The organism is Pseudomonas sp. SH10-3B (assembly GCF_019891415.1).
GTDB lineage: Bacteria > Pseudomonadota > Gammaproteobacteria > Pseudomonadales > Pseudomonadaceae > Aquipseudomonas.
In genome coordinates this window covers 95402-113464 of the sequence record NZ_JAFLXD010000019.1, presented here as the reverse complement: position 1 = coordinate 113464, position 18063 = coordinate 95402, and the positions used below count along the sequence as shown (strand labels likewise).

Annotated in this window: 14 protein-coding genes; 13 read left to right on the top strand and 1 reads right to left on the bottom strand. The window is 62.1% G+C overall.

What is annotated here, in order from left to right:
* The first annotated feature begins 194 nt into the window (after positions 1 to 194).
* From J1G35_RS16210 to J1G35_RS16190, 5 genes are all read left to right on the top strand, one after another.
* On the top strand, positions 195 to 3710 hold the full coding sequence (locus J1G35_RS16210) for a DUF2339 domain-containing protein (RefSeq protein ID WP_223015438.1): 3516 nt from the start codon (positions 195 to 197) through the stop codon (positions 3708 to 3710).
* The gene (locus J1G35_RS16205) at positions 3710 to 5062 is read left to right on the top strand and encodes a DUF3999 domain-containing protein (RefSeq protein WP_223015440.1); all 1353 of its coding nucleotides are present in this window, start codon (positions 3710 to 3712) and stop codon (positions 5060 to 5062) included. Before J1G35_RS16210 ends, J1G35_RS16205 begins: the two co-directional genes overlap by 1 nt.
* A 109-nt stretch (positions 5063 to 5171) precedes the next feature.
* Positions 5172 to 6182: a class 1 fructose-bisphosphatase gene (locus J1G35_RS16200; protein WP_053140419.1), complete on the top strand. Its 1011-nt coding sequence runs from the start codon at positions 5172 to 5174 to the stop codon at positions 6180 to 6182.
* A 176-nt stretch (positions 6183 to 6358) separates the two neighbouring features.
* The gene (locus J1G35_RS16195; RefSeq protein WP_027605061.1) at positions 6359 to 6613 is read left to right on the top strand and encodes a hypothetical protein; all 255 of its coding nucleotides are present in this window, start codon (positions 6359 to 6361) and stop codon (positions 6611 to 6613) included.
* Positions 6614 to 6643: 30 nt separating this feature from the next.
* A complete protein-coding gene (locus tag J1G35_RS16190; protein WP_053140422.1) occupies positions 6644 to 7213 on the top strand; it encodes a lipocalin family protein in 570 nt (189 codons plus the stop codon).
* Between the two features lie 54 nt (positions 7214 to 7267).
* On the opposite strand, the gene J1G35_RS16185 is transcribed toward J1G35_RS16190, so the two are convergent.
* Positions 7268 to 8632, bottom strand: a complete 1365-nt coding sequence (locus J1G35_RS16185) for a formimidoylglutamate deiminase (protein ID WP_223015437.1) — start codon at positions 8630 to 8632, stop codon at positions 7268 to 7270.
* A 147-nt stretch (positions 8633 to 8779) separates the two neighbouring features.
* On the opposite strand from J1G35_RS16185, the gene hutC reads away from it, so the two are divergent.
* The 8 genes from hutC (at position 8780) to hutH (ending at position 18034) form a co-directional block, all read left to right on the top strand.
* Positions 8780 to 9490: a histidine utilization repressor gene (gene hutC, locus J1G35_RS16180; RefSeq protein WP_262417316.1), complete on the top strand. Its 711-nt coding sequence runs from the start codon at positions 8780 to 8782 to the stop codon at positions 9488 to 9490.
* Positions 9487 to 10047, top strand: coding sequence for a HutD family protein (locus J1G35_RS16175; protein WP_223015436.1), 561 nt, complete (start codon positions 9487 to 9489; stop codon positions 10045 to 10047). Before hutC ends, J1G35_RS16175 begins: the two co-directional genes overlap by 4 nt.
* A gap of 406 nt (positions 10048 to 10453) precedes the next feature.
* Positions 10454 to 12124 carry a urocanate hydratase gene (gene hutU, locus J1G35_RS16170; protein ID WP_223015435.1) on the top strand — a complete coding sequence of 557 codons (1671 nt, stop codon included), beginning with the start codon at positions 10454 to 10456 and terminating at the stop codon, positions 12122 to 12124.
* 43 nt (positions 12125 to 12167) lie between these two features.
* Positions 12168 to 13628, top strand: a complete 1461-nt coding sequence (locus tag J1G35_RS16165) for a cytosine permease (protein ID WP_223015434.1) — start codon at positions 12168 to 12170, stop codon at positions 13626 to 13628.
* 70 nt (positions 13629 to 13698) lie between these two features.
* Entirely contained in the window at positions 13699 to 14664 is a 966-nt protein-coding gene (locus tag J1G35_RS16160; protein WP_053140439.1) for an ABC transporter substrate-binding protein, read from the top strand.
* A gap of 71 nt (positions 14665 to 14735) precedes the next feature.
* Positions 14736 to 15587: a proline/glycine betaine ABC transporter permease gene (locus tag J1G35_RS16155; protein WP_053140441.1), complete on the top strand. Its 852-nt coding sequence runs from the start codon at positions 14736 to 14738 to the stop codon at positions 15585 to 15587.
* Positions 15584 to 16408: a glycine betaine/L-proline ABC transporter ATP-binding protein gene (locus J1G35_RS16150; protein WP_051429333.1), complete on the top strand. Its 825-nt coding sequence runs from the start codon at positions 15584 to 15586 to the stop codon at positions 16406 to 16408. Before J1G35_RS16155 ends, J1G35_RS16150 begins: the two co-directional genes overlap by 4 nt.
* 117 nt (positions 16409 to 16525) lie before the next feature.
* Positions 16526 to 18034 carry a histidine ammonia-lyase gene (gene hutH / locus J1G35_RS16145; protein WP_223015433.1) on the top strand — a complete coding sequence of 503 codons (1509 nt, stop codon included), beginning with the start codon at positions 16526 to 16528 and terminating at the stop codon, positions 18032 to 18034.
* Positions 18035 to 18063 lie beyond the last annotated feature (29 nt).

Here is an 18063-nt window from a genome sequence, read left to right as displayed (position 1 = left end):
GTTCTCCTCGGACCGGACGATCCGCGAGTACGCCACTGAAATCTGGAAAGCCCTCGACTAGATCTACTGTAGGAGCGAGCTTGCTCGCGAAAAACGCCAACGATAACGCGTGCTTTCTGATTTAACGCGGTATCTTTGCGTTCTTCGCGAGCAAGCTCGCTCCTACAGCACGGTTTGTTTAGGGAATATCGACCATGCAATGGATTTTCATGCTGATTGGTCTGGTGCTCGGCTGGACGCTCGATGAGTCGTTCTACGATGCGGGCATCGGTGCGCTGTTGGGGTTGGGCATTGGCCAGGCGATTCGCCTGTCGAAGCTGGCGACCCAGGCGCAGCAGCAGGCTGCTCAGTTGGAAACCACGCAGAAGGCGTTGATTGCCCTGGGTGAGCGCCTGCGGCAACTGGAAGTGCCCACGCCGCCAAGCCCTGTCATCGTCGAAACGCCTGCCCCTGAGCCGGCACCGGTCGCCAAGGCGCCAGAACTCGTGTGGGAGCTGCCGGCTGAATTGGCGCCTGTCGCGATGGTCGCCGAACCGAGCCAACCACTGCCGGATGACGTCTGGGCGCCTGCCCCGACCCCTCGTCCGCCTCAAGAGCCTGCCGCTCCCCGTGGCCCCAACCTGATCGAACGCGCCATCAGCGGCGCACGCAATTGGCTGTTGGGTGGCAACACCGTGCTGCGTGTCGGCGTGGTGCTGTTGTTCCTCGGCCTGGCCTTCCTGCTGCGCTACGCCACCGAAGGCATGGTGGTGCCGATCGAGCTGCGTTACGCCGGCGTTGCGGCGGCGGCCCTTGGTTTGCTGGGCCTGGGCTGGTGGCTGCGGCTGCGCAACAGCAACTACGGCTTGATGCTGCAAGGCACCGGGATCGCGGTGCTGTACCTGACGGTGTTTGCCGCGATGCGCCTGCACCCGTTGATCGACCCGAGCGCGGCGCTGGGCCTGCTGGTGGCGGTCACGGTGTTCTCGGCGATCCTGGCGATTACCCAGGATGCGTTGGGATTGGCCTGTGCGGCAGCACTCGGCGGCTTCGCGGCGCCGATCCTCACGTCGACCGGCGCCGGCAACCATGTCGCGCTGTTCAGTTATTTTGCGCTGCTCAACGCCGGTATCCTTGCCATCGCCTGGTTCAAGGCCTGGCGCTTGCTCAACCTGATCGGCTTTGTCGGCACCTTCGGTATCGGCTTTGCCTGGGGCATGCGTTCCTACACCCCGGAACTGCTGTGGAGTACCGAGCCGTTCCTGATCCTGTTTTTCCTGATGTACCTGGCTATCGGCCTGTTGTTCGCCCGGCGCAAGTTGCGGGAGATGGGCGACGCGCCCGAAGGCCGTGATGCGTTGTTGCGCTGGTCGGCATCCAAAGGCGACTACGTCGACGGCAGCATGCTGTTCGGCCCGCCGCTGGTGGGGTTTGGCCTGCAGTTCGCGCTGGTGCAGCACCTTGAGTTCGCCGCGGCGTTCAGTGCGCTGGGCCTGGGCATCCTCTACATGGGCCTGGCCCGCGTGCTCAGTGGCGGGCGCGCTTTGCTGCTGGCGGAAACCTGCCTGGCCTTGGGCGTGATCTTTGCCAGCCTGGCGATTCCCCTGGGCCTCGATGCGCGCTGGACTGCTGCGGCGTGGGCCGTGGAAGGCGCCGGAATCTTCTGGCTTGGCCTGCGCCAGCAACGGCCATTGGCGCGCGCCTTTGGCGTGTTGCTGCAATTGGGTTCGGCGCTGGCGTTTCTCAGTGAATTGCGCATCGGCGAACACACGTTGCTGGATGGGGCGCCTTTGGGGGCGCTGTTGCTGGGCGCGGCGTTGCTGTTCAGCTTTGACCAACTGCGCAAGGCCTCGACGGAGCAGGCGGCAGAGTGGGAGCGCAAGGGCCTGCCGGTTCTGGCCAGCCTCGGCCTGATCTTCGTGTACCTGCTCGCGCCGCTGCTGTTGCTGACTCAAGGCACCGCTATCAGTTGGGCGCTCGCCGGTCTGGCGACACTGTTTATCGGCTTGCGGATTGGCTCGCGCACCTTCCTGTTCACGGCGTTTGCCGTGCAACTGCTGGGTGGGGCGTTGTTCCTGCTGCGCTTGCAAGGCGGTGACTCGGCGGCGGTATTCAATGCAGGCTGGAGCGGCTTGCTCACCGCCTCGTTGATCGGCCTGGCGTTGATCGGCGGCATGCTGCTGGCGGCCCGCGACGATATGGTGCGCAGCGATGTGCGCCTGTTGCGTGGGCTGTCCGTGGTGCTGCTGGCCGGGTTGGTGCTGATCAATCTCGCCGTATTGTTTGTACTGCCATGGGAAAGCGCCAGTGGTGTGTGGGCAGCCAGTGGGTTGTTGATCATCTGGCTGAGCCTGTACCTGCAACAGCGCGTCAGTTTCGTGTTCGGGTTGCTGCTGCAGGTGATCGGCGGCGCCTCGTTCCTGCTGGCGGTGCCGGAGCTGCTCGGGCCCCTGACCAGCGAAGGTTTGCGTCCGCTGGGGCATAGCGGTTTCTGGACACCGATGGTGTTGGGCCTGGCCGCCTTGGTCGGCGCCTGGCGCTTGCAACGTGAGCCCCATGCGCCGGTGTTTGCCGTACTCAAGCTGCAACGTCTGTCTGACCTGCTGCTGGTGTGGGGCGCGGCGTGGTGGGCGTTGGCGCTGATCGCTGAAGTGCTGCGGTTTGTTCCCGATGAGCTCCAGGGGCCGTTCCTGCTGGGCATTGCGGCGGTCAGCGTGGCGATCTGGGCGTTGCTCGCGACGCGGCTGCGCTGGGCCTCGCTGGGCGTGCTCTGCACCGCGTTGATGCCGGCGGCGGGGATGGTCTTGCTGGTGTCTGCGCATAATTATTACCACCCTGCAGCGCACTATGGCTGGCTGGCCTGGTTGGCGGTGTTCGGGGTGCATTTCATCGCGCTGCGGCGTTTGGCGACGGTGGTGCCGGCCACCGTCCTGAGCGTTGCTCACGTGTTGGGTTGCTGGATGTTGATCGGCGTATTGGCGCTGGAGTTGCGTTACGGCCTGTTGTTGCTGTCGAGCGAATACAACGCCTGGCGCTGGCTGGGCTGGGCGATCCTGCCAAGTCTGTACCTGGTGCTGGCTGCTGCACCGCGCAACTGGCCGTGGCCTGTGTCGGCGTATCCACGGGAATACCGAGTGTTGGCGGCGCTGCCCTTGGCGGTACTGATGCTGGGCTGGTTCTGGCTGGCGAATACCTTCAGCGACGGCACTGCCAAGCCATTGCCGTATGTGCCGCTGATCAACCCGCTGGACCTCGGCTTGCTGTTTGCGCTGCTGGGCGTGTACCTGTGGTCGCGCAGCGTGGCGCCGCAGCGAGGGCCGCGTGCTGAATTGATCGCCCAGGGCATCGCCGGTGTTTCGCTGTTCGCGTTCTTTACGGCACTGGTGATGCGCACCGCCCACCACTGGGGCGGCGTGCCGTTCCATCTGGATGCGTTGCTGGAATCGATGCTCGTACAGGCCGGCCTGTCGATTGTCTGGACCCTGATCGCCCTCGGCCTGATGATCGGCGGCCACCTGCGCCATCGTCGCGAAGTGTGGCTGATCGGCGCGGCGTTGATCGCGGTAGTGGTGGCCAAGCTGTTCTTTGTCGAGTTGAGCAACCGTGGCGGCCTGGCGCGGATCGTGTCGTTTATCGGCGTGGGCGGGTTGTTGCTGGTGGTGGGCTACTTTGCGCCGCTGCCGCCCAAGCGTGCCGAACCTGTATTGGAAACTGAAGGAGCATCCTCTTGATCGGTAAGTTGAGCGTGGTCGTGCTGGGCATGTGTACGACGTTGTCGGTGTGGGCCCAGGAAACGCCGGCCGACTTCAGCAGCCAGGTGCCCCTGAGCGTCAGCGGCAACGGCCCCTGGTATCGCCTTGAGTTGCCCTTGGCCGTGCAACTGAATGCGCGCCAGGCTGACCTCAGCGATGTGCGCGTGTTTAACGCTGCCGGTGAGCCCCAGGCCTACGCGCTGTCGCGTCAAGCGTCGCAACGCACCGAAAGTCGTGAAGTCACCGACGTGAAGTGGTTCCCGCTGTACGCCGCCGACACCCAGGCAACCTTGCCCGGTGTGGTGATGAAAACCACGGCCGAAGGCACCCTGGTGGAAATCAAACCCTCCACCGCCGCGAAGCCGGGCAAGCAGGTGCTGCGCGGCTGGGTGCTCGACGCCAGTAAGATCAAGGCCCCGTTGCAGCAACTGAGCCTGGACTGGAGTCGCGAGCAAGAGGGCTTCCAGCGCTTCAGCATTGAAGCCAGTGATGACTTGCAGCACTGGCAATCCTGGGGGGATGGGCAAGTGGCGCGTTTGTCGTTTGCCGACGAGCGGGTCGAGCAGCATGACGTCAGTTTGCCGGGTCAATCCGCCCGTTACCTGCGCCTGGTGTGGAAGGGGCAAGCGGCGCCGTTGCTGACCTCGGCCAAGTTGGCCAGTGCAACCAGCAGCAGCCTGCCGCTGCCTTTGGTGTGGTCGCCGCCGCTCTCGGGCACGCGGCTCAAGGCGGGTGAGTACAGCTGGAAGTTACCCGCAGGGCTGAGCGTCGAACGTTTGCGTATCGAGTTGAAGCAGCCGAATACGCTGGCGCCGGTGACCCTGGCGGGGCGACGTGACAGCAATCAAGCCTGGCAGCCGTTGAGCAATGGTTTGCTGTATCGCCTGACCCAGAATGGCCAGGACGTGGTGCAGGACGAATTGCAGCTGCCCGGCCAGACGGTCACCGAACTCAAGTTGCAGGTCGACGAGCGTGGCGGCGGCCTTGGCGCCGAAGCGCCGGACCTGCACTTCGCGGTGCGCGCCACGCAGTTGGTGTTCCTGGCGCGGGGCGAGCCACCGTTCACGCTGGCGCTGGGGAATGCCTCGGCGAAGGCGGCGAACCTGCCTTTGTCGACGCTGATCCCCGATTACACCGCCGAACGCCTCAACACGTTGGGGCAGGCCAAGGTGGCCGGGGCCGTCGCTGTCACCTCGCCTGCCGTCGCAGCTACTGCCGACAGCGGGACGAACTGGAAAAAACTCGGGCTCTGGGCCGTGTTATTGCTCGGCGTGGCGGCACTGGGCGCCATGGCCTACAGTTTGCTGCGCAAGCCACCGGCGGCACGTTAAATAAAGTCCATGAACTCTATTGGGTTTAAATCCTCTGATAGGAGGAAATACGCCCCGACTCGCGTTAAACTGCGCGGGTTTTTAGCCCCCCCCTTCATCGGAGCCTTCCATGTCCCGCGTTACCTTGAGTCGCTATTTGATTGAGCAGACCCGCAGCAACAACACGCCTGCCGATCTGCGCTTCCTTATCGAAGTGGTGGCGCGTGCTTGCAAGGAAATCAGCCACGCCGTGTCCAAAGGCGCACTGGGTGGTGTCCTGGGCAGCATGGGCACTGAAAACGTGCAGGGCGAAGTGCAGAAGAAGCTCGACGTGATCTCCAACGAAATCCTGCTCGAAGCCAACGAATGGGGCGGTCACCTGGCCGGCATGGCGTCCGAAGAAATGGACAATGCCTACCAGATCCCGGGCAAATACCCGAAGGGCGCCTACCTGCTGGTGTTCGACCCACTGGACGGTTCGTCCAACATCGACATCAACGCCCCGGTCGGCACCATCTTCTCGGTACTGCGTTGCCCGAACGAATACCTGAGCCAGAACGAAGCGCTGAACGAAAAAGCCTTCCTGCAGCCAGGCACCGAGCAGGTCGCTGCCGGTTACGCCATTTATGGCCCGCAGACCATGCTGGTGCTGACCTTGGGCGATGGCGTCAAAGGCTTCACCCTGGACCGTGAAATGGGCAGCTTCGTCCTTACCCACGAAGACATCACCATTCCTGCCGCTACCCAGGAATTCGCGATCAACATGTCCAACCAGCGCCACTGGGAAGAGCCCGTCACCCGCTATGTGGGCGAGTTGATGGCCGGTGAGGAAGGCCCGTTGAAGAAGAACTTCAACATGCGCTGGGTCGCCGCGATGGTGGCCGACGTGCACCGTATCCTGACCCGTGGTGGCTTGTTCATGTACCCACGCGACAGCCGCGAGCCGTCCAAGCCGGGCAAATTGCGCCTGATGTACGAAGCCAACCCGATGTCCTTCCTGGTCGAGCAGGCGGGCGGTGCGTCCACCGACGGCCACCAGCGTATCCTCGACATCCAGCCTGAAGGCTTGCACCAGCGTGTGGCGGTGTTCCTGGGTTCCAAGGAAGAAGTTGAACGTGTGACCGCTTACCACAAGAAGTAACCTGCGGCGATAAGTGAACGGCGTTGTTGTGAGCCGGTTCACCCTTAAAGAAGCCCCGAAACGTTTCAGCGTTTTCGGGGCTTTTTTGTTTTCGTTCGTCGGGAACCAGACACCTCTTTTCCCTTCTAAGCTTCTGGCAGATACCCAAGCTGCTTCGCCCCTCCAGGAGTTATTCCATGTCGTTACGCCGTCTCGCTTTGCTGGCCTTTTGCGTGCTGTTGGCCGCTTGCAGCAAGGTCAATCAAGAAAACTACGCAAAGTTGTCGGCCGGCATGCCTAAGGCCGAGGTGGAGTCGCTGCTGGGTAAGCCGACTGATTGTTCCGGCGCACTGGGCATGTCCAGCTGCACGTGGGGCGATAAAAACAGCTTTATCAGCGTTCAATATGCCGGTGACAAAGTTCTGATGTTTTCCGGGCAAGGCCTGAAGTAAACCGGGGCGAGAGCCTGCGGGAGAAGAAGAATGATGCGTTTTGTTTTGTGCCTTTGTGCCAGCCTGTTTTTGGCGGGCTGCGCCAGCCATTCTGGCGATGATCTGCAACCCAAGACAGCGAGCAACGTCAACCTCAAGCGTTACCAGGGCACCTGGTATGAGTTGGCTCGATTGCCGATGTACTTCCAGCGCAACTGCGCGCAGTCCGAAGCCCGCTACACACTGCTGCCTGATGGCGATATGTCGGTATTCAACCGCTGCCTGACCACCGACTGGAAGTGGGAAGAAGCCAAGGGCACGGCCACGCCGCAAGTACCCGGCAAGACCGACAAGCTCTGGGTGGAATTCAATAACTGGTTTACGTCACTGTTGCCAGGCGTCGCCAAGGGCGATTACTGGGTGTTGTATGTCAGCGATGACTACAAGACCGCCATCGTCGGCAGCCCGAGCCGGCGCTATATGTGGATCCTGTCACGCACGCCAACGGTCAGTGCGGATACTCGCGAAGACCTGTTGAGCAGGGCGCGCCAGCAAGGGTATGACACCACGCGGTTGATCTGGCGTACGTCGGATAAGCAGATGGCGAAGACTTCGCAGTAACTCTGGATCACCACAGATCCAATTGTGGGAGGGAGCAAGCCCCTCCCACATTTTCTAACCGAGTAACGCTCTTAAGACCTGCGTAAATGCCTGGCTGCTGTCCTCTTCGCCGGCATGATGCCCGTCGCGCACTACCCACTTGCCGTTGACCAGCACGTCGCGCACCTGCCGATCGCCGCCGGCAAACAACCAGCGATTGAGAATGCCGTCGTCTGTCGCTGTCGCCAGGTAAGGGTCGTTACCGTCCAGCACGATCCAATCCGCACGCTTGCCAACTTCCAGTCGACCTATTGGCTGCCCCAGCGCCTGTGCGCCACCGTCCAGCGCGGCATCGAACAGCGTACGGCCGACCATCGGCTGATCGCTGCGATACAAGCGGTTGCGCCGTTGATCGCGTAGACGTTGGCCGTATTCCAGCCAGCGCAGTTCTTCCACCACGCTCAGCGACACATGGCTGTCTGAACCGATGCCCAGGCGCCCGCCCTGGGCGAGGAAATCCACGGCCGGGAAAATCCCGTCGCCCAGGTTAGCTTCGGTGGTCAGGCACAAACCGGCAATCGCCCGGCTCTTGGCCATGCGCGTGACTTCTTCCGGGTTGGCGTGGGTCGCGTGCACCAGGCACCAGCGCTCATCGACCTCGACGTTGTCGTACAGCCATTGCAGCGGGCGTTTGCCGCTCCAGGCCACGCAGTCGTCGACTTCTTTTTGCTGTTCAGCGATATGGATATGCACCGGGCAGGCCTTGTCGCTGGCTGCCAGGACTTGATTGATTTGTTGCGGGGTCACAGCGCGCAGGGAGTGGAAGCACAGCCCCAGTTGCTGCGCCGGTTGTGCCGCCAGGATCGGTCTGAGGCGCGCCTGCAGGTCCAGGTAGTTTTCGGTGCTGTTGATAAACCGTCGCTGGCCTTCGTTCGGCGCCTGCCCGCCAAAACCCGAGTGGGTGTAGAGCACCGGCAGCAAGGTCAGGCCGATCCCGCTGCTGGTGGCCGCCTGGCTGATTTGCCGCGACAGTTCCGTACGGTCGGCGTACGGCTGGCCGCTGACGTCATGATGTACATAGTGAAATTCGGCCACCGAGGTGTAACCAGCCTTGAGCATCTCGATGTACAGCTGGCGGGCGATGACCTGCAGTTGCTCCGGGCTGATCTTGCCGACCATGCGGTACATCAGGTCGCGCCAGGTCCAGAAACTGTCATTCGGATTGCCGGCCACTTCGGCCAACCCCGCCATGGCGCGCTGGAACGCGTGCGAGTGCAGGTTCGGCATGCCCGCCAGCACCGGCCCCCTGAGCCGTTCGGCACCGTCTGCGCTGGCGTTGGCCTCAACCTGTGTCAGCAGGCCATCGGCGCTGACTTCAAGACGTACATCGTTGGCCCATCCATTAGGCAGCAGCGCGCGTTCGGCAAAGAAAGCGGACATGATTAGAGCACCCCGGTCGTGTGTTTATTTGTATATACATATACAGACGTTTGCCTGCTCGGTAAACTCCGGCAATCTATGCATCTTTTCCCCCTGCAAGGATTCCCTGTGCCGACTCCGCCCGCCAAGTCTTCACTGGCTGCCCACATGGACGAAAGTCCGGCGCCCTTGTATGCCCGCGTCAAACAGATGATCAGCCAGCAGATCCTCAACGGCAACTGGCCACCCCATTACCGCGTACCGTCGGAAAGCGAACTGGTCAGCCAGTTGGGCTTCAGCCGCATGACCATCAACCGCGCCCTGCGCGAGCTCACCGCCGAAGGCTTGCTGGTGCGCATGCAAGGCGTCGGCACGTTCGTCGCCGAGCCCAAGAGCCAGTCGGCGCTGTTTGAAGTGCACAACATTGCCGATGAGATCGCCTCCCGCGGTCATCGGCATACGTGCCAGGTCATCACCCTGGGTGAAGAGGCTGCCGGTTCCGAACGCGCCGTCGCCCTGGAGATGCGTGAAGGCGGGCGGGTGTTCCACTCGTTGATCGTGCATTACGAAAACGATATTCCCGTGCAAATCGAGGACCGTTTCGTCAACGCCCTGGTCGCGCCGGAATACCTGCAACAGGACTTCACCCTGCAAACCCCCTATGCCTATCTCAACCAAGTGGCGCCGCTTACCGAAGGCGAGCATGTGGTCGAAGCGATTCTCGCCGACGCGGCCGAGTGCGAGTTGCTGCAGATTGAGCCGAGCGAGCCGTGCCTGTTGATTCGTCGGCGCACCTGGTCCGGCCGCCAGCCGGTGACGGCGGCACGTTTGATCCACCCCGGTTCCCGCCACAGCCTGGAAGGACGGTTCAGTAAATGAGTGCAGTAAAAGTCTGGCGCGCCGCCGATTACGTACGCATGCCGTGGAAAAACGGCGGCGGCAGCACCGAAGAAATCACCCGCGATGCCGGCGAGGGCCTGGAAGGCTTCGGCTGGCGCCTGTCGATTGCCGATATCGGTGAGTCCGGCGGGTTTTCCACCTTCGCCGGTTACCAACGCGTGATCACCGTGATCAAAGGCGCAGGCATGGTGTTGACCGTGGATGGCGAGGAACAGCGCGGGCTGTTACCGCTGCAACCGTTCGCCTTCAAGGGCGACAGCCAGGTTTCATGCCGCCTGATCACCGGGCCGATCCGCGACTTCAACCTGATCTACTCGCCCCAGCGTTACCACGCGCGGTTGCAGTGGGTGGATGGTGTGCAGCGGTTTTTCAGTACCGCGCAGACAGTGCTGGTGTTCAGCGTGGCGGATGAAGTCAAGGTGCTGGGCCAGGTACTGGGTCATCACGATTGCCTGCAAGTGGACGGTAACAGCGGTCTGCTGGATATTTCCGTCACGGGTCGCTGCTGCATCATCGAACTGACCCCGCGGGGTTAAAAAATGTGGGAGGGGGCTTGCCCCCGATAGCGTTGGATCAGTCGGTATATCCTGGGCTGACACACCGCAATCGGGAGCAAGCCCCCTCCCACATTTGTTTTTGTGTCGCTTATAGAATCTGTTTCCAACCCCCGCACCAATTTGTTACCGAACGCCCCAGCGTGGCGCAAAACCGCGCTGTCGTGACAAACCTCCCTCGCGATAAAACGCCTACGTAAGAAATTTCATCATGCCTCGAAGCCTTAATTTTCAAGGCTCGGACACGCTTTCCAAAAAAAACCAAACACCTCGCTCAAAAAGTTGGCCGCTTGATTGCATATGCTTGTATGTACAAGTAAAGATGTGTGCGTAAGACTCTCCTTCGCACCATCCATGTTCGCGCATCGATCGCCGAGGAGTCCTAGCAGTGACCAAGCCTACAAAATACCGTGACGTCGAAATCCGCGCCGCCCGCGGTACCAAGCTCACCGCCAAAAGCTGGCTGACTGAAGCGCCGCTGCGCATGCTCATGAACAACCTCGACCCACAAGTGGCCGAGAACCCCAAAGAACTGGTGGTGTACGGCGGTATCGGCCGTGCAGCGCGCAACTGGGAGTGCTACGACCAGATCGTCGAGAGCCTCACCAACCTGAATGACGACGAAACCCTGCTGGTGCAATCCGGCAAGCCGGTCGGCGTATTCAAGACCCACAGCAATGCCCCGCGTGTGCTGATCGCCAACTCCAACCTGGTGCCGCACTGGGCCAGCTGGGAGCACTTCAACGAACTGGATGCCAAAGGCCTGGCCATGTACGGCCAGATGACCGCCGGCAGCTGGATCTACATCGGCAGCCAGGGCATCGTCCAAGGCACCTATGAAACCTTCGTCGAAGCCGGTCGCCAGCACTACGACTCAAACCTCAAGGGCCGTTGGGTCCTCACCGCCGGCCTCGGCGGCATGGGCGGTGCCCAGCCTCTGGCCGCGACACTGGCCGGCGCGTGCTCGCTGAACATTGAATGCCAGCAGGTCAGCATCGATTTCCGCCTCAACAGCCGCTATGTCGACGAACAAGCCACCGACCTCGACGACGCCCTGGCCCGCATCGCCAAGTACACAAAGGAAGGCAAGGCGATCTCCATCGCGCTGCTGGGTAACGCCGCTGAAATCCTGCCGGAACTGGTCAAGCGTGGCGTACGCCCGGACATGGTCACCGACCAGACCAGCGCCCACGACCCGCTCAACGGTTACCTGCCGGCCGGCTGGACCTGGGACGAATACCGCGCCCGCGCCAAGACCGAACCGGCTGCCGTGATCAAGGCCGCCAAGCAGTCGATGGCCGTGCACGTCAAAGCCATGCTGGAATTCCAGAAACAAGGCATCCCGACCTTCGACTACGGCAACAACATCCGCCAGATGGCCCAGGAAGAGGGCGTGGAAAACGCCTTCGACTTCCCAGGCTTTGTACCGGCGTACATCCGTCCACTGTTCTGCCGTGGCATCGGCCCGTTCCGTTGGGCTGCGCTGTCGGGCGACCCGCAGGACATCTACAAGACCGACGCCAAAGTCAAAGAGCTGATCCCCGACGACGCGCACCTGCACAACTGGCTGGACATGGCGCGCGAGCGCATCAGCTTCCAGGGCCTGCCGGCGCGTATCTGCTGGGTCGGCCTGGGCCAACGCGCCAAGCTCGGCCTGGCGTTCAACGAGATGGTGCGCAGCGGCGAGTTGTCGGCACCGGTAGTTATCGGCCGTGACCACCTGGACTCCGGCTCGGTCGCCAGCCCGAACCGCGAAACCGAATCCATGCAGGACGGTTCTGACGCCGTGTCCGACTGGCCGTTGCTCAATGCCTTGCTCAACACCGCCAGCGGCGCGACCTGGGTTTCGCTGCACCACGGTGGCGGCGTCGGCATGGGCTTCTCCCAGCACTCCGGCATGGTCATCGTCTGCGACGGTACCGACGAAGCGGCGGAGCGCATTGCCCGTGTGCTGCACAACGACCCGGCCACTGGTGTGATGCGTCATGCGGACGCGGGTTACCAGATCGCGATCGATTGCGCCAAAGAGCAGGGTCTCAATCTCCCGATGATCAAGTAAGCCAGCACCACCCTGAAAACAATCCATCAGAGGTTGAACACCCATGGCTGCAAGTGACGCGCGTGCAAGCACCACCCCGTTGATCGAGAAACGTTCGATCGACTACATCCCGGAAGCGGAAAGACACGGTCGTCTATTGAGCCAGTTCACCCTGTGGCTGGGTGCCAACCTGCAGATCACCGCGATTGTCACCGGGGCCCTGGCCGTGGTGCTGGGCGGTGATGTGTTCTGGTCGTTGATCGGTCTGTTGATCGGTCAACTGCTGGGCGGTGGCGTCATGGCGTTGCATGCGGCGCAAGGGCCCAAGCTGGGCCTGCCGCAGATGATCTCCAGCCGTGTGCAGTTCGGTGTGTATGGCGCGGCGATCCCGATTGTACTGGTCTGCTTGATGTACCTCGGCTTCACCGCCACGGGTACCGTGCTTTCCGGTCAGGCGCTGGGCCAGTTGTTGGGTGTCAGCGACAGTGTCGGGATCCTGGTTTTCGCCAGTGTCATCGTGCTGGTCACGGTGCTCGGTTACCGGGTGATCCACTTCATCGGCCGCGTTGCCAGCGTCATTGGCGTGATTGCCTTTGTCTACCTGTTCAGTCGTTTGATGAGCCAGGCCGACGTCGGTGCACTCCTGCAAATCCGCCACTTCAGTTTGAGCAGCTTTCTGCTGGCGGTGTCGCTAGCGGCTTCCTGGCAAATCGCCTTCGGCCCATACGTGGCGGACTATTCACGCTACCTGCCGAGCAAGACGTCCTCGGTGAAAACCTTTCTTGCCGCAGGCGCGGGCTCGGTGGTTGGCGCACAAGTGGCGATGATCCTCGGCGTGTTTGCCGCGGCCATGTCCAACGGGCAATTTGCCGGTCACGAAGTGGCCTACATCGTCGGTCTGGGTGGTACGGGGGCCACTGCGGCGCTGCTGTATTTCAGCATCGCGTTCGGCAAGGTCACCATATCCACGCTGAACTCCTACGGCAGCTTCATGTGCATTGCCACCATCATCAGCGGCTTTCGCGGTCGCCTGGAGGTCACGCGCTTGCAGCGGCTGTTTTTCGTGCTGGTCATCGTCGGTACGGCGACCCTGATCGCCTTGCTCGGGCAGCACTCGTTCCTGGGGGCGTTCAAGTCTTTCATCCTGTTCCTGCTGGCGTTTTTTACGCCATGGAGCGCGATCAACCTGGTCGACTACTACTGCATCACCCGCGATCGCTATGACGTACCAGCGCTGGCCGATCCGAACGGGCGCTATGGCCGTTGGAACCTGCTCGGTATCAGCGTGTATGTCTTCGGCGTGCTGGTGCAGTTGCCGTTCATCTCCACCAAGTTCTACACCGGCCCCCTGGTGGCCGCCCTGGGTGATGTGGATATTTCCTGGATCATCGGCCTGGTGCTTCCCGCCGCGCTTTACTACTGGGCGGCGAAAAAGTGGCCTGCCGCACACCCTGAACACCTGATCCTGCCGCTAGAGCAGGGCGTTGCACCGACGACGACAAACGGGCTGGCTGCACAGGCCTGATGGGACGTGGACAGGGCAGGATGCCTACTGACTGCCGTAATCCATTTCAAGATTTGGGAGCGTCACAACAATGAAAATGCATAAGACCCTGTTGGCCACCTTGTTCTCTGCAGGCGTGCTGGCCAGCGCTGGCGCCCAGGCGGCCGGTTGGTGTGAATCCGGCAAACCGGTCAAATTTGCCGGCCTTAACTGGGAAAGCGGCATGTTGCTCACCGACATCCTGCAAACCGTGCTGGAAAAAGGCTACGACTGTAAAACCGACAGTCTGCCAGGCAATTCCATCACCATGGAAAACGCCCTGAGCAGCAACGATATCCAAGTATTTGCCGAAGAATGGGTCGGCCGCAGCGAAGTCTGGAACAAGGCCGAGAAGGCCGGCAAAGTCGTCGGTGTCGGTGCCCCTGTGGTGGGCGCTATCGAAGGCTGGTACGTACCGCGCTACGTGATCGAAGGCGACGCCAAGCGCAAGCTTGAACCCAAGGCGCCGGGCCTGAAAAATATCGCCGACCTGGCCAAGTACGCCGCGGTGTTCAAGGACCAGGAAGAACCGTCCAAGGGCCGTTTCTACAACTGCCCGGCCGGCTGGACCTGCGAGCTGGACAACAGCGAAATGCTCAAGAGCTACGGCCTGGAAAGCACCTACACCAACTTCCGCCCAGGCACCGGCCCGGCGCTGGATGCGGCGGTGCTGTCGAGCTACAAGCGCGGCGAGCCGATCCTGTTCTACTACTGGTCGCCAACCCCGCTGATGGGCCAGGTCGACCTGGTCAAGCTGGAAGAAAAACCCGGTGTGGATAAAAGCGTGAGCATCAAGGTCGGCCTGTCCAAGACCTTCCACGAGCAGGCCCCGGAACTGGTGGCCGTGCTGGAAAAGGTCAACCTGCCCATCGACCTGCTGAACCAGAACCTGGGGCGCATGGCCAAGGAACGCATTGAGTCGCCGAAACTGGCGAAAATTTTCCTCAAGGAACATCCTGAAGTCTGGCACGCCTGGGTCAGTGAAGACGCAGCCAAGAAAATCGACGCGGCCTTGTAGGTCAAGTGTGCACGGCTACCCTGAGGGGTGGCCGGGTGCCTGGCTACAACCCATTGGATCGAGAGCACGCTATGTTTCCTGAGAGTTTTACGTTTTCCATCGCCGACTGGGTCAACGGTTGGGTGGATTCACTGGTCACCAACTACGGCGATGTGTTCCGGCAAATCTCCGACACCCTGCTGTGGGCCATCGTCAACCTGGAAGGGTTGCTGCGTGCAGCCCCCTGGTGGCTGATGCTGGCCATCGTCGGCGCAGTTGCCTGGCACGCCACGCGCAAGGTGGTGACCACGGCGGTGATCGTCGGTTTGCTGTTCCTGGTGGGCGCGGTTGGCCTGTGGGACAAGCTGATGCAGACCCTGGCGCTGATGATGGTCGCCACGGTGATCTCGGTGTTGATCGGCATCCCGCTGGGCATTCTCTCGGCGCGCAGCAATCGCCTGCGCTCGGTGCTGATGCCGTTGCTCGACATCATGCAGACCATGCCCAGCTTCGTGTACCTGATCCCGGTGCTGATGCTGTTCGGCCTGGGCAAGGTACCGGCGATTTTCGCCACGGTGATCTACGCCGCACCGCCGCTGATTCGCCTCACCGACCTGGGGATTCGCCAGGTCGACGGCGAAGTCATGGAAGCCATCAACGCCTTCGGTGCCAACCGCTGGCAACAGCTGTTTGGCGTGCAATTGCCGCTGGCGCTGCCGAGCATCATGGCCGGTATCAACCAGACCACCATGATGGCGTTGTCGATGGTGGTGATCGCCTCGATGATCGGTGCCCGTGGCTTGGGTGAAGACGTATTGGTCGGCATCCAGACCCTCAACGTTGGCCGTGGCCTGGAAGCCGGGTTGGCAATCGTGATTCTTGCAGTGGTCATCGACCGCATTACCCAGGCCTATGGCCGCCCACGGCATGAGGCGAGCAAATGACGACTGTCAGCAAAATCGAAGTTAAAAACGTCTTCAAGATCTTCGGCGCCCGCTCCAAGGAGGCCCTGGCGATGGTTGGCCAGGGCAAGACCAAGGACCAGGTGCTGGCCGAGACCGGTTGCGTGGTCGGCGTGAACGATTTGTCCCTGAGCATCGGCACCGGTGAGATCTTCGTGATCATGGGCCTGTCGGGTTCCGGCAAGTCGACGCTGGTGCGCCACTTCAACCGCCTGATCGACCCCACCAGCGGCGCGATCCTGGTGGACGGCGAAGACATCCTGCAACTGGACATGGACGCCCTGCGCCAATTCCGTCGACACAAGATCAGCATGGTGTTCCAAAGCTTCGGCCTGCTGCCCCACAAGAGCGTGCTCGACAACGTCGCCTACGGCCTCAAGGTGCGTGGCGAAACCAAGCAGGTCTGCGCCGAACGCGCGCTGCACTGGATCGAAACTGTGGGCCTCAAGGGCTACGAAAACAAATACCCGCACCAGCTTTCCGGCGGCATGCGCCAGCGTGTCGGCCTGGCCCGTGCCCTGGCCGCAGACACCGACATCATCCTGATGGACGAAGCGTTCAGCGCCCTCGACCCGCTGATCCGCGCCGAGATGCAGGACCAACTGCTGGAGCTGCAAAAGACTCTGCACAAGACCATCGTGTTCATCACCCACGACCTCGACGAGGCCGTGCGGATCGGCAACCGCATCGCGATCCTCAAGGACGGCAGGCTGATCCAGGTCGGCACGCCCCGGGAGATCCTGCATTCGCCGGCGGATGAGTATGTGGATCGGTTTGTTCAGCGGCGTGCGGCTGTGGTCTGACCCCGGTTCTGTGGTGAGGCTCAAGCGCCCTCCCACATTTGGAATGCGTTCCCCTGTGGAAGGGGGCTTGCCCCCGATGAGGCCGGCAAAGCTGTAGAGAATATGAAGAGGTCAACAATGTCCCAGGCAGCAAACATCATCATCGCCGACACCCCCCTGCGCTGGCAGGACGTGGTCGCCGTGGCCCGTCACGGTGCGGTGCTGGAACTCTCGGGCCAGGCCTGGGCGCGGATCGACAATGCCCAGGCCATCGTGCAGCGCATCGTCACCAGCGGCGAACGCGCCTACGGCGTGAACACCGGGCTGGGCGCATTGTGCAACGTGTCGCTTGCGGGCGAGCAACTGAGCCAGCTGTCGCGCAATACCTTGCTCAGCCACGCCTGTGGCGTCGGCCCGGTACTCAGCGACGAGCAGACCCGCGCGATCATCTGCGCGGCGGTCATCAACTACAGCCACGGCAAATCCGGCCTGCATCCGCAGGTGGTGCAGTCGCTGCTGGCGCTGCTCAACCACGGCATCACGCCGCAAGTACCGTCCCAGGGCTCGGTGGGTTACCTGACCCATATGGCCCATGTCGGCGTGGCGCTGCTGGGTGTCGGTAATGTGAGCTATCGCGGCCAGATCGTCCCGGCGCAACAGGCCCTGGCCGAAGCAGGTTTGCAGCCGGTGGTGCTCGGCGCCAAGGACGGCCTGTGCCTGGTCAACGGCACGCCGTGCATGACCGGCCTGAGCTGCCTGGCCCTGGCCGACGCCCATCATCTGTTGCAATGGGCCGACGTGATCGGCGCCATGAGCTTCGAGGCACAACGCGGCCAGATCGACGCTTTCGACGAAGAAATCATCGCCCTCAAGCAGCACCCGGGCATGCAGCAGGTCGGCAGCAACCTGCGTGCGTTGCTCGATGGCAGTGAAGTGATCGCCAGCAGCAAAGGCATCCGTACCCAGGACGCCCTGAGCCTGCGCTCGATTCCGCAGATCCACGGCGCGGCGCGCGACCAGGTGGAACACGCGACCCGCCAGATCGAGACCGAACTCAACAGCGCCACCGACAACCCGCTGGTGCTCGGCACGCCGGACCACTACCGCGTGGTGTCCCAGGCCAACCCCCACGGCCAGTCCGTCGCCCTGGCCGCTGACATGCTGGCGATTGCCATGGCCGAAATCGGCTCGGTCGCCGAACGCCGCCTCGACCGCCTGATCAACCCGCACGTCAGCGGCCTGCCGGCGTTCCTGGTGAGCAACCCGGGGGTCAACTCCGGAATGATGATCGTGCAGTACGTCGCCGCCTCACTGTGCGGACAGAACCGCCAGTTGGCGCAACCGGCGGTGCTCGACAACTTCGTCACCTCAGGCCTGCAGGAGGACCACCTGAGCATGGGCACCAACGCTGCGCTCAAGCTGCATCAGGTATTGGCCAACGTCACCCAGATCCTCGCCATCGAGTACCTGCTGGCGGCCCAGGCCTTCGAATTCCTGAAAGACCAACGCTTCGGCGCGGGCACCGATCGCGCCTGGCGCCTGTTGCGTGAAGTGGTCCCGGCCTATGAGCAGGACCGTTGGCTGGCGCCGGATATTGCGAGCGCCGCCAAGGTGCTCAAAGACACCGCTTTACCAAATCTGCACTGAACACTTATTTCAAAAGAATAATTCACAAG